General features: G+C 71.2%; 13 protein-coding genes. 3 read left to right on the forward strand and 10 right to left on the reverse strand.

Annotation, left to right across the window (positions count from 1 at the left end; translation table 11 throughout):
• Window positions 1–71: 71 nt before the first annotated feature.
• The 4 genes from AB8M85_RS00325 to AB8M85_RS00340 form a co-directional block, all read right to left on the reverse strand.
• Entirely contained in the window at window positions 72–1229 is a 1158-nt protein-coding gene (locus AB8M85_RS00325) for a GDSL-type esterase/lipase family protein (protein WP_372696779.1), read from the reverse strand.
• Window positions 1226–1813: a TetR/AcrR family transcriptional regulator gene (locus AB8M85_RS00330; protein ID WP_372696780.1), complete on the reverse strand. Its 588-nt coding sequence runs from the start codon at window positions 1811–1813 to the stop codon at window positions 1226–1228. Before AB8M85_RS00330 ends, AB8M85_RS00325 begins: the two co-directional genes overlap by 4 nt.
• Window positions 1814–1867: 54 nt before the next feature.
• The gene (locus tag AB8M85_RS00335; protein WP_372696781.1) at window positions 1868–2611 is read right to left on the reverse strand and encodes a CPBP family intramembrane glutamic endopeptidase; all 744 of its coding nucleotides are present in this window, start codon (window positions 2609–2611) and stop codon (window positions 1868–1870) included.
• Window positions 2612–2696: 85 nt separating this feature from the next.
• On the reverse strand, window positions 2697–4253 hold the full coding sequence (locus AB8M85_RS00340) for an LTA synthase family protein (protein ID WP_372696782.1): 1557 nt from the start codon (window positions 4251–4253) through the stop codon (window positions 2697–2699).
• 205 nt (window positions 4254–4458) lie between these two features.
• Between AB8M85_RS00340 and AB8M85_RS00345 the strand changes: the two genes are divergently transcribed.
• Window positions 4459–4668: a hypothetical protein gene (locus AB8M85_RS00345; protein ID WP_372696783.1), complete on the forward strand. Its 210-nt coding sequence runs from the start codon at window positions 4459–4461 to the stop codon at window positions 4666–4668.
• A 45-nt stretch (window positions 4669–4713) separates the two neighbouring features.
• Here AB8M85_RS00345 and hutI read toward each other — a convergent pair whose 3' ends face one another.
• From hutI to AB8M85_RS00370, 5 genes are read right to left on the reverse strand one after another with little or no spacing between them, the layout of a single operon-like run.
• Entirely contained in the window at window positions 4714–5934 is a 1221-nt protein-coding gene (gene hutI / locus AB8M85_RS00350; protein ID WP_372696784.1) for an imidazolonepropionase, read from the reverse strand.
• Entirely contained in the window at window positions 5931–7175 is a 1245-nt protein-coding gene (locus AB8M85_RS00355; RefSeq protein ID WP_372696785.1) for a formimidoylglutamate deiminase, read from the reverse strand. The genes hutI and AB8M85_RS00355 overlap by 4 nt, the downstream gene beginning before the upstream one ends.
• Window positions 7172–8479, reverse strand: coding sequence for an allantoate amidohydrolase (locus tag AB8M85_RS00360; protein ID WP_372696786.1), 1308 nt, complete (start codon window positions 8477–8479; stop codon window positions 7172–7174). Before AB8M85_RS00360 ends, AB8M85_RS00355 begins: the two co-directional genes overlap by 4 nt.
• Window positions 8480–8481: 2 nt before the next feature.
• Window positions 8482–10176: a urocanate hydratase gene (gene hutU / locus AB8M85_RS00365; protein ID WP_372696787.1), complete on the reverse strand. Its 1695-nt coding sequence runs from the start codon at window positions 10174–10176 to the stop codon at window positions 8482–8484.
• Window positions 10173–10898 (reverse strand): IclR family transcriptional regulator, encoded by a 726-nt coding sequence (locus tag AB8M85_RS00370; protein ID WP_372696788.1) that lies wholly within the window; start codon window positions 10896–10898, stop codon window positions 10173–10175. The genes hutU and AB8M85_RS00370 overlap by 4 nt, the downstream gene beginning before the upstream one ends.
• 149 nt (window positions 10899–11047) lie before the next feature.
• Between AB8M85_RS00370 and hutH the strand changes: the two genes are divergently transcribed.
• Together hutH and AB8M85_RS00380 are read left to right on the forward strand one after the other, a co-directional pair.
• Window positions 11048–12610 carry a histidine ammonia-lyase gene (gene hutH, locus AB8M85_RS00375; protein ID WP_372696789.1) on the forward strand — a complete coding sequence of 521 codons (1563 nt, stop codon included), beginning with the start codon at window positions 11048–11050 and terminating at the stop codon, window positions 12608–12610.
• 46 nt (window positions 12611–12656) lie between these two features.
• Window positions 12657–13265: a HutD family protein gene (locus tag AB8M85_RS00380; RefSeq protein WP_372696790.1), complete on the forward strand. Its 609-nt coding sequence runs from the start codon at window positions 12657–12659 to the stop codon at window positions 13263–13265.
• Between the two features lie 9 nt (window positions 13266–13274).
• Here the strand turns inward: AB8M85_RS00380 and AB8M85_RS00385 are convergent, their stop codons facing one another.
• Window positions 13275–13739: a MarR family transcriptional regulator gene (locus AB8M85_RS00385; protein ID WP_372696791.1), complete on the reverse strand. Its 465-nt coding sequence runs from the start codon at window positions 13737–13739 to the stop codon at window positions 13275–13277.
• Between the last annotated feature and the right edge of the window lie 111 nt (window positions 13740–13850).

The following is a 13850-nucleotide window of genomic DNA, read 5'->3' on the forward strand; positions in this document are numbered from 1 at the left end:
CAGCACCTGCTGGAGGGCGCCGGTCCGGACGTGACCGATGGGTCCCGACGACGTCTCGCTGCGGGCGGCCGCTATCCCTCCACTCCCCCAAACGGGCCGGACGGGGCGAAGGCATAGTCCGTGAAGCGTTGACCGATCAGCCGGTGGGCGGCGGTGTCCGGATGCAGGTTGTCGGGCAGCGGCAGGTCGGCGGCGTCCGCTGCGCCGTACAGGTCCGTCCCCTCGAGGTAGTGCAGGTTCGCATCGTCGGCCCGGCGTTCGGCGAGCGAGCGCATTTCACGGCGGATCACCTGCAGCGTCAGCCGCCCCAGGGCTTCGTCCCCGGGGGTGCCGGTTGCGATGAACTTGACCTGTCCCGTGGCGAAGCTGGCGGGGTCGAAGGCGCCGGGGCCGGGGGTTTCCTCGTGGATGCCGCAGAAGATCGGCGAGATGAGCACCAGCGGGGTCGTCGGGTGCCCGTCGCGGATGGTGTCCAGGAACCCGTGGATCGCGGGCACGAGGGTGCGGATACGCAACGCGTCCAGGTTCACGACGTTGATGCCGAACGCGACGCTGATGTAGTCCGCCGGCGCATCGCGGATGACCCGCGCCATGAACGGGTCGATGAACGAGCTGCCGCCGAGGCCGAGGTTGACCAGCTCGGCGCCGCCTCGGCGGGCGGCCACCGCCGGCCAGATCTGGCTGGGCGAGGCGGCGTTCGACCCCTGGCTGATGGAGCTGCCGTGGTGGATCCACAGCGGCCGCTGATGCTGCAGCGGCTCGAGCGGGGCATCGGAGGCCAGGCTGACCAGTTCGAGGGACTCGTTGTGCGGCAGCCAGAACTCGACGGCCTTCGTCGTCGTCGGCAGCCCTTCTACGACCGTGGTGTGCGATGGCCCGGGCACCTGCCGCATGGCACCGCTGGCGAGGTCGACCTCCGTGGCGTCCCCACCCCGGAGTTCATCGCCGAACCTCAACTCGCCGTCCACGAAGACGTCGATGCGCCCCCGGGGCCGCTCGGTTCCGGGATACACGACCGGTGCCGGGTGCGTCACCAGTTCGATGTGCGTCGCCGTGGTCCGGACGGCGACCCGGACGCCGGAGGGCTGCGTTTCCATGGCCATCAGCTGGGGCTCCGGATACTGCCGGCGCACCCAGGCGGGAAGCCGGTGGGGCCGCAGCCCGCGGGCGGTCTCCTCGAGGTCGGCGACGCCGTGGACGAGGTCGGGGGTGGGGGTGGTGGTGATCATGCTGTTCCTTCCGGGTGGGCTTCGGTCCACGTCTGCAGGGCCCGGTCCAGCGCGTTGACGGCGCGTTGCCAGGACAGGTCGGTGTGTTCGGCGCGGTGTTCGAAGGAACCGGCTTTCTCCAGGGCGAGGTACCCGTTGATGGTGGCCCCGACGAATCGGGTGGCGTGCACCAGTTCTGGCTCGGGAAGCCCATAGGCCCGCAGGACCGCCCAGGTGTACTCGACGATCTTCCGCGCGGCCGGGGAGCCGGCAACGGCGGGTCCGGCAGGACGCTGCATGGCCGCCCAGCGGCCCGGGTGCCGCCCCGCGTAGTCGCGGTGGGCCTGGGCCATGCCGGCCAGTGCGTCGCGGCCGGACCGCCCGGCGATGGCACCGGCGACGTGGTCGGCGAGTTCGCCGAGGGCCAATTCGTGGATCCCCTCGAGCAGGGCCGCGAGGTCCTCCACATGGGAGTAGATGCTGGCGGGCTTCACACCGACCTGGCGGGCCAGTGCCGTCACCGTGACGGCGGCGAAGCCGTCGTGGTCGGCGAGTTCTGCGGCCGCGCCAACGAGCCGGGTACGGCTGAGGGGTTCGCGTTTCATACCCTCAGCCTACATCATGTTGGTTTCTGCCTACATGCATTAGGCTCTCTCGGGTTACGTCCCCAAACCGATGGCCGGGCCAATCAGCGAATATCCGACGAACCCCGCGGTGTCCAGCAGCGCATGGGCCACCACCAGCGGCATGACCCTGCCGGTTTTGGTGTAGACCCAGCCGAAGACCACCCCCATGATGGCGTTGCCCAGGAACGGCCCGAAGCCCTGGTAGAGGTGGTAGCTGCCGCGCAGCACCGCGCTGGCCAGGATGATCGGCCACGTCCCCCAGCCCAGCCTCCGGAGCCGGTCGAAGAGGTACCCGACCACGATGGTCTCCTCGAGGATCCCGTGGCGGATCGCCGAGAAGAGCAGCACCGGGATGGTCCACCAATAGGGGGCCATGGCCTCCGGGACGATTGCCGTGGTCACCCCCAGCGTGCGCCCGAGCCAGTAGACGCCCAGGGTGCCGACGCCGATGAGCACGAACAGCCCCGCGCCCTGCCAGGCATCGCGCCCGGGACGGCGCAGGTCGAACCCCAGGTCCCGGAAGCCGTTGCGCCCGGCCAGGTGGAACAGGTAGAACACCAGCAGCACGGGGACCAGCGCGAACACGATGTCCAGCAGCTGGTAGGTCAGGTCGAAGTACTGCCGGTCGCTCAGCGCGTTGTTCATCGTGGTGGTCTGGCCGGACAACGGTCCTCGGCTGAGCTTGTCGGCCAGCGACACGATCGCGTAGACGGCGGATTGCCCCAGGGAGAGCCCCAGGACGATCAGGATTTCGGGCCAGAGGCTCTTGCTGCGCATGGGTGCATCATAGGGCAGGACGCTGCACGACGACGGTGCGCGGCTCGCGCACGCAGTCTCCCGTCGGCCAGGTCCAGGACTCCTCCTAGCGGGCGGAGTCCTCCCCGGCCCAGACCTGGGCGTAGAAGCGGGCGGAACGCGAGCTCAGCAGGTCGCTGTACGTTTCGGGTTCCATGGCCTGCGCAGAACCTGCCGGGACGGTCGGGGCGAAGGCGGACACGCCCAACCCGGCGGCACGCTCCTGCAGGGTCAGGCCGGCGGCCTCCAGGATCGTGGGGTACATGTTCAGCTGGTCCACCCGGGGGCGCAGCGGCTTCTTCTGGTTCTCGCCCGGAACCCAGATCCGGTTGAAGATGGTCCGGTTCTCGTGGTGGTCCAGCTGCTCGTGGAAGGCGTCGCCGGCGCTCATGTGCTTGAGGTGGTCGCCCATGATCACCACTGCGGTGTCCTCGAGGTAGCCCTTGTCCTTCATGTAGTCCACGAATCCGGCCACCTGGGTCATGGAGCAGAAGAAGGCCGAGGTGACCTCGCTGCGCGTATCCACATCGCAGTAGTCGTAGATGTGCACCGGCTCATGGGTGTCCAGCGTCAGCATGGAGAGGTTGAACGGCTGCCCGGTATCCTCTGCCCGGGCGTGCAGCTGGTCGATCTGCTCCTTGGCGTGGGCCATGAGGCGTCCGTCGCTCAGGCCCCAGTCGCTGCGGAAGTTCTTCGCCGGTTCGCCGGCGGCCCGCCAGTCGGCCAGGCCCATGTCCTTGGAGTAGCCGTGGCCGCGCAGGAAGGTGTCCTTCGCGGCGAAGGCGGAGTTGGCACCGCCCAGGAAGACGCTGGTGTAGCCGTGGTCCTCCAGCACGTCGCCCAGGCAGGTGGCCCCGCCCAGGTAGCTGTCGACGTCGTCGCCGAGCTGGTTGAGGGCGGCGCTGCCCGCGACGGATCCCATGCCCTTCAACGGGATGCCGCACTGTGTCGAGGTCAGGCCGGCCATGGTCCACCCGCCGCCCTCGTACTGCTGGAAATCCTCCACGCTCTGCCAGCCATCGGAGGCCTGCGTGGCCTCCTGGAGCGGCGCGAAGGCGTTCTTCTCGAAGAGCTGGTCGTCGGCGAGGGTCGCCTCGCCGGACTCGAGGTAGATGAGCACCAGATTGCGCTTGTGCTGGTCGCTGGTGACCGTGGGCTCCACGTAGTAGTCGCCCAGGTCGTAGGCGGAGTTCCCCGCCTTGATGTAGTCCGCTACGCCCACGGTCGTGGCGAAGGCGGTGGTCCCGCCGATGACCACCGCGGCGACCACCACGGTGGAGACGCCGCGCATGATCCACTCGGGGCGGCGGGGCCTCCGGCCGGCGCCGGAACGGCGGCGTTTGCGGCGCCGGAAGTACTGCCACAGGGCGATCCCGACGGTGATGAGCAGGGGGGCCACGCCGATGGCCAGGATGCCGATCCAGACGATGGCCCCTCCCCCGCCGTCGGTCTGGATGGACACGAGGTTCAGGAGCATCTGCCCCACGGAGATCGTGCCCCAGAAATGGCGGATGCCCAGGGCGGCGATGAGCAGCACGAGCCCCGCCCAGATCAGGACGTAGACCAGCAGCCGCCCCGTGACGATGCCGACCCGTCGGGTGGCGTGGAGAATCCGGTCGGACATGGCACCACCTCGCGTTCCAGATGTCCGGGTGGTCGCCGAACATGCTTGACATCCAGCCCGTTTTCGGGCCCATAGAAGAATAGTCCCCCTAGACTACCCGTTCAACACCCGTTCACCTGGCGGCGGCGGGCCGTTCACCCTGTTCGCCCTACCCAACCAACGGAGACGAGTATCGTGGGCCACCGACCGGAGACCAGGAGGGGCCATGGGCAACGCGTGCTACGTCATCGACACCCCCGAAGGCGAGGTGGAGTTCAGCGCGCCCGGACCAGCCGCGGAATTCCTCCTCGGCCACGGGTTCGCGAACGCCGGGCGTGAGCCGCACTGGCACCTGCGCTGGTGCCTCGATCGGATGGCCCCCGGCGACATGATGGACGTGGGTGATGCCCGTGTCCTGTGCGAAGCGCGGGACTGAGACGCCGGGCCGCGCCCCGGCGGTGCACGGCAACGGCAGCCGCGCTCAGGCCAGAGGTGCCGATCCGACTGCGGTGCGGTCCACCCGCTCGCCGGCCCGCCAGACGGCCCCGGTCAGCGGCATGCCCGGGCGGTAGGCCAGATGGGCCGCCGAGGGGGCGTTGAGCAGCTGCAGGTCGCCCCGCTTGCCGACCTCGAGGCTGCCCACGCGGTCCTGCACGCCCAGGGCGATCGCCCCGCCCATCGTCGCGGCGTGCAGGGCCTCGGCCAGGCTCAGGCGCATTTGCAGCACCGCGGTGGAGACGCAGAAGGCCATCGAGCTGGTGTAGCTGGTGCCGGGGTTGCAGTTCGAGGCCAGCGCGATCTCCACACCGGCATCGAGCAGCCGGCGTCCGTCCGCCAGCGGCTGGCGGGTGGACAGGTCGCAGGCGGGCAGGCAGGTGGCCACGGTCCCGGCCTCGCCGGTACGCGACTCGCGGTTCCAGCCGGACCACGTGCCGGCGAGCGCCTCGACGTCGGCATCCTCGAGGTAGTTCACGTGGTCGACGCTGGCCGCGGCGAACTCCACGGCCAGCCGCACGCCCGGGCCGGTGCCCAGCTGGTTGCCGTGCACGCGCAGGCCGAGCCCGGCGTCCCGGCAGGCGGCGAGCACGCGGCGTGACTGCTCCTCGGTGAAGGCCCCGCGTTCGCAGAACACGTCGGCCCACTTCACGTACGGGCGCACCGCCGAGAGCATGTCCCCGCACACCAGGTCCGTGTACTCCTCGGCGTCGGCGCCCGGCGGGACCAGGTGGGCGCCCAGGTAGGTCACCTGGTCCACGATCGTGGAGGCGATCCGGGCGTGCCGGGCCTCCTCGTTGACGTCCAGCCCGTACCCGGTCTTGGTCTCCAGGTAGGTGGTGCCCCCGGCTGCGGCTTCGGCGACGCGTCCCATGAGCAGGCGGGTGAGGTCGTAGTCGGTTGCGGCGCGCGTGGCCTCCATGGTCACGCTGATCCCGCCGGCGGCGTAGTCCTGTCCGGCCATGCGGGCCTCGAATTCCGCGGCGCGGTCGCCGGCGAAGAGCAGGTGGGTATGCGAGTCGACCCAGCCCGGCAGCGCGGCGCGGCCACCGGCGTCGTACACGGCGTCCGTCGCCGGTGCGTGCCGCGGGTGCCCGATCCAGGCGATGCGCCCGCGATCGAGGACGACGGCGGCGCCCGCCAGCACCCGCCCGTCGAGATCCAGCGTGGTCAGTTCCCCGATGTTGGTGATCAGTGTCGAGCTCATGCCAGCTCCCCATGGTCGGTGGTGAAGGTGCGGAACAAGGCCGCGGGGTCGCCCAGCCGGGTGTGCATCCCGTCCCGGGCGACTTCGATGCCGTTGATGACCACAGCGTGGACGTCGGCGGCGGTAGCCGTCAAGGGCAGCTGGGCCTCCCGGCTGCCGGCGGTGCGCAGGCTGGCGCCGTCGACCAGGAGGTGGTCGTCGTTCCCCGGCAGGCCCAGGCTGCGCAGGCCGCCCGCGCGGGAGGCCGCGGCCAGCTCGGCCGGTGAGAAGCGGCCGCGGATGCCGGTGCGCAGGCGTTCGCCGTGTTCGAGCGCGCGCATCTCCAGGTAGGGGTCCACCACTGCGTGCTGGTCGGTGCCCAGGGCGATCGTGGCCCCGGCGTCGGCGAGCTCGCGGGCCGGGCCGATGCCGTCGGCCAGGTCCGCCTCGGTGGTCGGGCACATGACGATCGAGCAGCCGGCCCTGCCCAGTGCCGTGATGTCCGCGTCGGTGAGGTGGGTGGCGTGGACCGCCGACAGGTGCGGGCCGAGCAGCCCGTGGTCGGCCAGCAGGCCGGTGGGGGTGAGCCCGTGGGCGGCGAGGCAGGCGGTGTTCTCGGCGGACTGTTCGGAGAGGTGCACGTGCAGCGGCTCGCCCGGTTCCAGCGCCCCGGCGATGGACTCCAGGGCAGCTGGCGGGACGGCGCGGACCGAGTGGATGGCCGCCCCCAGGGAGACCAGGCCGGCGCCCTGCTCGGCGGTGGCGGGTTCGTCGGCGGCCAGGGCGGCGCGGAGGCCGGCGTGGCGGGCGGCCCACCCGGCGGCGTCCCGGTCGGAGAAGCGCAGCTGGGTTTCGTTGAGGTCCACCGGGTTCCCTGCGGCGTCGAGCCCGCCGGAGAGGTAGCAGGTGTCCAGCAGGACGAGCCGGATGCCGGCGGCCCGGGCGGCGCAGGCCAGGGCGCGTTCCATGTCGTGGTCCGGATAGGGACTGCCCGCGGGCCCGTGGTGCAGGTAGTGGAATTCCCCCACCGCGGTCCACCCGGTCACGGCCATCTCGGCGAAGACGGCGGTGGCCAGCTGCTCGTAGCCGGCCGGATCCAGGTGCCCGGCGGCGGCGTACATCTGCTCCCGCCAGGTCCAGAAGTCCCCGGCTCCGCCGGCCGCGCCCTCGTGGGTGCGGCCGCGGAGGATCCGGTGGAAGGCATGCGAGTGGGCGTTGACGGGTCCGGGAACACGGACCAGGGTCTCGCCTCGTCCGCTCACAGCAGGTCCTCCAGGGTGTCGGCCAGGGCGATGGTCCCGGCGGTGGCGTCGTCGTCCTCGACGTGTTCCTCGGGTGAGTGGCTGATGCCCGAGGGGTTGCGCACGAAGAGCATCCCGGTGGGGACCTCGGCGGCCAGCACTCCGGCGTCGTGTCCGGCGCCGGTGGACAGCGTCGGCGCCCCGGGGATGGTGCGCAGCACGGATCCCTGCAGGGCACGGGACAGTGCCGTATCGAAGTGCACGGTGTCCGAATAGGATTCCTCGGTCATGGTGACCGAGCAGCCCTCGAAGGCGGCGATCTTCTGCGCCTGGCCGTGGATGCGCTCGACCAGGGCTGCGGTGACCGCGTCGTCGGGGTGGCGCACGTCCGTCCAGAAGTCGACGCGGGAGGCGATGACGTTGGTGCCGCCCGGGACGGGTTCGAGCCGACCGACCGTGGCCCGGGCGTCGGCCTGCGCGGCTGCGGTCTTGCGCACGGCCAGGACCATTTGGGCGGCGGCGACCAGGGGGTCGGCCCGGTCGGCCATCAGCGTGGTGCCAGCGTGGTTGCCCTGCCCGGTCACGGAGAACCGCCAACGTCCATGGCCGAGGATCGAGGAGGCGACGGCCACCGCGGGACCGCGGCCGGCGGCATCGGTGTACTCCTCGCCGTTCAGGCCAAGGCCCTGTTCGACGTGCAGTTCGACGAAGTCGCCGATGCGCGCCAGGGCCGCCGCGTCGCGGCCCATGGCGTCGGGGTCCAGCCCCTGGGCGCGGGAGGCATCGGCGAAGGTGGTGCCGCTTGCGTCGCGCAGGTTTAGGGCCCGGGTGGGGTCGATGGCGCCGGTGAGCAGCCGGGAGCCCAGGCAGGCGACGCCGAAGGCCGACCCCTCTTCCTCGGGGAAGACGGCGATGGCCATGGCCCGGTTGCGCTGCAGGTCACCGGCGGCCTCGCGGGCGGCCAGGACGTCGTAGGCGGCCAGCCCCGAGGCGACGCCGAGCGGGCCATCGAACGCCCCGCCGCCGGGGACGGAGTCCAGATGGGATCCGGTGACCAGCGCTCCGCGGCGGGCATCGGCACCGGCGGGGGAACCGCCGTCGTGCCCTGCCTGCACGGCGGCCGGCAGGTCCCACCAGGCCCAGATGATGCCGTTGGCGTCCCGTTCGACCTCCAGGCCGCGGGAGGTGGCCTCGGACGTGAACCATTCGCGCAGGTCCAGTTCGGCGGTGGAGTAGACGGGGCGGGAGTAGCCGCCGCGGCGGGCATCGCGTCCGGTCTCGGCGATGGCCGCCATGAGTGAGTTGACGGTGCTGGGTGTCGGCATGCTTACTCCGCCATCGGGATGCGGACACCGCGTTCGGCGGCGACCTCGACGGCGCGGTCGTAGCCGGCGTCGACGTGGCGGATGACGCCCATGCCCGGGTCGTTGGTCAGCAGCGCCTCGAGCTTGGCCGCGGCCAGCTCGCTGCCGTCGGCGACGGAGACCTGGCCGGCGTGGATGGACCGGCCGATCCCGACGCCGCCGCCGTGGTGGATGGACACCCAGGTCGCGCCCGACGAGGCGGCGGTCAGGGCGTTGAGCAGCGGCCAGTCGGCGATGGCGTCGGAGCCGTCGGCCATGGCCTCGGTCTCGCGGTACGGGGAGGCCACGGAGCCCGAATCCAGGTGGTCGCGGCCGATGACGATGGGGGCGGAGACCTTGCCCTCGGCGACCAGGCGGTTGAACAGCAGGCCGGCCTTGGCGCGGTCGCCGTAGCCCAGCCAGCAGATGCGCGCGGGCAGGCCCTCGAATTCGACGTGCTCGGCGGCGGCGTCGAGCCAGCGGTGCAGGTGCTCGTTCTCGGGGAAGAGCTCCTTGAGCGCCTCGTCGGTGACGCGGATGTCCTCCGGGTCGCCGGAGAGCGCGACCCAGCGGAACGGGCCCAGGCCCTCGCAGAAGAGCGGGCGGATGTAGGCCGGGACGAAGCCGGGGAACTCGAAGGCGCGGGCGAAGCCGCCCTGGCGGGCCTCGTCGCGGATGGAGTTGCCGTAGTCGAAGACCTCGGCCCCGGCGTCCTGGAAGCCGACCATGGCCTCGACGTGGGCGGCCATGGATTCCTGGGCCTTCTTGGTGAACCCGATGGGGTCGGCCTGGGCCTCGGCGTCCCATTGGTCGACGGTGTATTCGACGGGCAGGTAGCTCAGCGGGTCATGGGCGCTGGTCTGGTCGGTGACGATGTCGATGGTGAATTCCCCGGCCTGGTGGCGGCGCAGCAGCTCGGGGAAGACCGCGGCGGCGTTGCCGACGTATCCCACGGAGAGCGGGCGCTTCTCGGCCTTGGCGGCGAGCACCTTGGCCAGGGCGGCGTCCAGGTCGGTCTCGACCTCGTCGAGGTAGCGCTTGCCGGCGCGGCGGCGCATCCGCTCCTCGGAGACGTCGACGATCAGGCAGGCGCCGCCGTTCAGCGTCACGGCCAGCGGCTGGGCCCCGCCCATGCCGCCGCAGCCCCCGGTGAGGGTCAGCGTTCCGGCCAGGGTGCCGCCGTCGTCCGCGTAGAGCTTGCGCCCGATTGCCGCGAACGTCTCGTAGGTGCCCTGCAGGATGCCCTGGGTGCCGATGTAGATCCACGAGCCGGCGGTCATCTGCCCGTACATCATCAGGCCCTCGGCCTCGAGCTTGCGGAATTCGGGCCAGGTCGCCCAGTCGCCAACCAGGTTGGAGTTGGCGATCAGCACGCGCGGGGCCCACTTGTTGGTGGTGAACACGCCGACCGGCTTGCCGGACTGGACCAGCAGGGTCTCGTTGTCCTCGAGGGTCTGCAGCGTGCGGGTGATCGCGTCGAAGGCCTCCCAGGAGCGGGCGGCGCGGCCAGTGCCGCCGTAGACAACCAGGTCCTCGGGGCGTTCGGCGACCTCGGGGTCCAGGTTGTTCATGAGCATGCGCAGCGGCGCCTCGGTCTGCCAGGACTTGGCCGTCAGGCTGGTGCCGCGGGCGGCCCGGATGCTGCGTGAGGGATCGTGCTGGGTGAAGGACTGGCTCATGCCGTCTGCTCCTTGCTGCCGGCGGCGGTGCCGGCGTCGGTGTCGATAGGGGTGGCGTTGTGTGCTGTCAGGATGGTGTGGGCTTCCGCGGCGACGTGCAGGCCGATGGCGGCGACGAGGTCGGCGGTCATGCGGTAGGAGGGCGCCACCACGGACAGCGCGGCGATCACCCGGGTCTCGTCCCCGCGGCCCACCGTGATGGGCGCGGCGATCGCGGTGACGTCCTTCTCGACGCCGCGGTCCACGACCACGTAGCCCTCCGCCGGGGTCTTCCCGCGCAGCACGACGCCGACGGCGCTGCCCTCGAGGGGGATGCTGCGTCCGACCCATGAGGTATGGCGGACCGAATGGGTTCCCTCCTCGACGGCGATGTAGACGCTGTGCTCGGCGGCCGTTCCGCCCAACGAGGGGACGCTGAGGTAGGCGGACTCGCCCGTGGAGGCGACCAGGTGGCGCAGGGACTCCATGGCCAGGGAGACCAGCGACTCGTGGCTCAGGGCCTGGGCGCCGAGCTGGACGATCCGCATCCCGGGCCGGTAGCCGGCCTCGGGATCCCGGCGGACGAACCCGCTGGCCTCCAACGTGCGCAGCAGGCGAAGCGCGGTCGAGGCCGACAGCTCCGTTTCACGGGCGGCCTCCGCCAGGGTGATGTACCCGGCATCGCAGACGGAGCCGAGCAGCTGCAGCGCCCGTTCCACCGTGCGCGTGGACGGTTCGGCCATCGTTCCTCCTGGGGTGCTGGCCGGCGGACAGGAGAACCACACTGCGGTTCGTCTTGCCACCAGCCAAAATTTGCGTTTCACTTATTGAAACGTGAATTGCACCGCTTGGCAAGCCCGGCTTGTGAGGTGGCCCACCGAAAGGACAACCCATGGCAGAGACCATCACCCTGAGCCCGTCACCCCTGGCCGCGCACGACGTTGTGCGCGTGGCCCGCCACGATGCCCGCGTCGAGATCTCCGAGGAATCGATGCGCGCCATGGCCGAGTCCCGCGCGGTGATCGACGCGCTGGTCACCGACACCCGCCCGCACTACGGCGTCTCCACCGGCTTCGGCGCCTTGGCCACCAAGCAGATCCCCATCGAGCTGCGCGCCCAGCTGCAGCGCTCGCTGATCCGCTCCCACGCGGCCTCCTCCGGCGCCGAGGTCGACCGCGAGGTCGTGCGCGGGCTGATGCTCAACCGCCTGCACACCATGACCACCGGCCGCACCGGCGTGCGCCCCGAGGTCGCCCGCGCCTACGCGGCGGTCCTGAACGCCGGCATCACCCCGATCGTCGGCGAATACGGCTCGCTGGGTTGCTCCGGCGACCTGGCCCCGCTCTCCCACTGCGCCCTGGCCGTCATGGGCGAGGGCAAGGTCCGCACCGCCGCCGGCGACCTCGTCGAGGCCGCCGAGGCCCTCTCCGCGGCCGGCATCGAGCCGGTCGTGCTCGCCGAGAAGGAGGGCCTGGCCCTGATCAACGGCACCGACGGCATGCTGGGCATGCTGCTCATGGCCGCGGCCGACCTGCACCGCCTGGTCGCCACCGCCGACCTCTCCGCGGCCATGAGCATCGAGGGTCTGCTGGGCACCGACGACGTCCTCGCCCCGGACCTGCACGCCTTGCGCCCGCATCCCGGCCAGATCGCCTCCGCGGCGAACATGCGCGCCGTGCTCGCCGGATCCACCCTGATCGCCGAGCAGAAGGAGGGCTCCCACGCCTTCACCCGCGTGCAGGACGCCTACTCGCTGCGCTGCGCCCCGCAGGTCCACGGCGCGGTGCGCGCCACCCTGGCCCACGCCGAATCCGTCGCCGACCTGGAACTGGCCTCGGCCATCGACAACCCGGTGGTCACCACGGACGGCCGCGTCGAGTCCAACGGCAACTTCCACGGCGCCCCGGTCGGCTACGTGCTGGACTTCCTGGCCATCGCCGTCGCCGACCTGGCCTCCATCTCCGAGCGCCGCACCGACCGGTTCCTGGACAAGGCCCGCAGCCACGGCCTCAACGCCTTCCTGGCGGACGACCCGGGCGTGGATTCGGGCCACATGATCGCCCAGTACACCCAGGCCGGCATCGTCTCCGAGCTCAAACGCCTGGCCGTGCCCGCCTCGGTGGACTCGATCCCCAGCTCGGCCATGCAGGAAGACCACGTCTCCATGGGCTGGGCCGCCGGGCTGAAGCTGCGCCGTGCCATCGACGGGCTGCAGCGCGTACTCGCCGTCGAGCTGCTCACCAGCGCGCGCGCCCTGGACATGCGCGACAGCGGCCTGGCCACGTCCAAGTCCTCCCCGATCGTCACCGCGGTCCGCCAGGCGATCCGCGGCGTCGTCGAGGGCCCGGGCACCGACCGGTACCTGGCCCCAGAGATCGAGGCAGTGCACACCCTGGTCGCCGACGGCACGATCCTCGCCGCCGCCAACGCGGCTGCCAGCGACCCGCTCCAGTAGGCCCCGCTACAGTAGGCGCCAGCACCCCCGACGTCAGGACACCCGCATGAGCACCACCCCCGCACACCTCATCCGCTTCGCCGATCTCTCCCCCGAACGCTGGCGCAACGGCGGGGGCACCACGGTGGAGATCGCCCGTTCCGGCACGACGGCGGAACCCGGCTCCGGGGGCAGCCCGGCCTCCGGGCCGGGCTGGGACTGGCGCATCAGCGTCGCCGACGTGGCGAAGGAGGGCGGCTTCTCGACGTTCGAGGGCTGTGAACGGATCCTGACCGTCATCGAGGGCGAATTCATGCTGCTCACCGTGGACGGAACGGAGCAGGGCCTGCAGAAATACCGGCCGTTCCGCTTCGACGGCGGAGCCGAGACCAGCGCGGCCCTGCCCGAGGGCCCGATCCGGGACCTGAACCTCATCACCGGCCCCGGCTACCGCGGGCACGTCGTGATCGTCGAACTGTCCAAGAAGCGCCCGCACTCGGTGTTCGGCGGCCAGCATGCCGTGTTGTTGCAGGGCACCGCCGCCGTCAGCCCGACGCCGGGGGAAGCGGAAGGCACCGGCCTGGACCGGCTGGATACTGTGGTGGGCAACGACGACACACCGCCGGAGATTTCCGGACGCGGTTTCCTCGCGGTCGTTTCCGTCGACCCCACCTGAGCCCGGCCGCTACTGCGCGCCCGGCTCCGGGTCCTCCTCGGTCAAGGCGACCCTCGCCAGCGCCTCGAGGCCCTGCACCAGCGCGCGCAGGTCGGCGATCTCCATCCGTGCCATCGCCGCACGCCGGACGGTCTCCGCGTCGACGAGCACCGACTGGATCATCTCCCGGCCCCGGTCGGTGGCCACCAGCCGGCGCGACCGGCGATCACGCTCGTCGGGCACCCGTTCCACGGCCCCGTGGCTCACCAGCCGGTCGACGATGCCCGACACTGTCGCCAGCGAGACCTGTAGGACCTCGGCGATCCGCTGCGCGGTCGCGTCCCCACCGGCCATGATGATGACGGCGGCGGCCTTCAGCTGCTGCACTGTCAAGGGCAGCGACAGCAGTGCTTCCAAGGACGAATCCATGCGCATCCGCTGCGATGCGGAGTCGAGGTCGTCGATCCGCGCCATGAGCCTGTCCCGCTCCTCCATCAACCCGTCCCCCTTCAGCGACCGGCCCCCGAACGGGCCGCCAATGCTTAGCCACAGGCTATGCTTAATCGGCTACAGCTTATCCGCTGGGTTCCCCTGCCGCCTGCCGAA

The organism is Arthrobacter sp. JSM 101049 (genome assembly GCF_041679245.1).
Classification (GTDB): domain Bacteria; phylum Actinomycetota; class Actinomycetes; order Actinomycetales; family Micrococcaceae; genus Arthrobacter_H.

Excerpts from the sequence above, each read along its gene's own strand:
- hutU (WP_372696787.1), bottom strand. The coding sequence starts at position 10,176 with ATGAGCCAGTCCTTCACCCAGCACGATCCCTCACGCAGCATCCGGGCC.
- AB8M85_RS00335 (WP_372696781.1), bottom strand. The coding sequence starts at position 2,611 with ATGCGCAGCAAGAGCCTCTGGCCCGAAATCCTGATCGTCCTGGGGCTC.
- AB8M85_RS00385 (WP_372696791.1), bottom strand. The coding sequence starts at position 13,739 with ATGGAGGAGCGGGACAGGCTCATGGCGCGGATCGACGACCTCGACTCC.
- AB8M85_RS00330 (WP_372696780.1), bottom strand. The coding sequence starts at position 1,813 with ATGAAACGCGAACCCCTCAGCCGTACCCGGCTCGTTGGCGCGGCCGCA.
- AB8M85_RS00380 (WP_372696790.1), top strand. The coding sequence starts at position 12,657 with ATGAGCACCACCCCCGCACACCTCATCCGCTTCGCCGATCTCTCCCCC.
- hutH (WP_372696789.1), top strand. The coding sequence starts at position 11,048 with ATGGCAGAGACCATCACCCTGAGCCCGTCACCCCTGGCCGCGCACGAC.
- AB8M85_RS00325 (WP_372696779.1), bottom strand. The coding sequence starts at position 1,229 with ATGATCACCACCACCCCCACCCCCGACCTCGTCCACGGCGTCGCCGAC.
- AB8M85_RS00345 (WP_372696783.1), top strand. The coding sequence starts at position 4,459 with ATGGGCAACGCGTGCTACGTCATCGACACCCCCGAAGGCGAGGTGGAG.
- AB8M85_RS00340 (WP_372696782.1), bottom strand. The coding sequence starts at position 4,253 with ATGTCCGACCGGATTCTCCACGCCACCCGACGGGTCGGCATCGTCACG.
- hutI (WP_372696784.1), bottom strand. The coding sequence starts at position 5,934 with ATGAGCTCGACACTGATCACCAACATCGGGGAACTGACCACGCTGGAT.
- AB8M85_RS00360 (WP_372696786.1), bottom strand. The coding sequence starts at position 8,479 with ATGCCGACACCCAGCACCGTCAACTCACTCATGGCGGCCATCGCCGAG.
- AB8M85_RS00370 (WP_372696788.1), bottom strand. The coding sequence starts at position 10,898 with ATGGCCGAACCGTCCACGCGCACGGTGGAACGGGCGCTGCAGCTGCTC.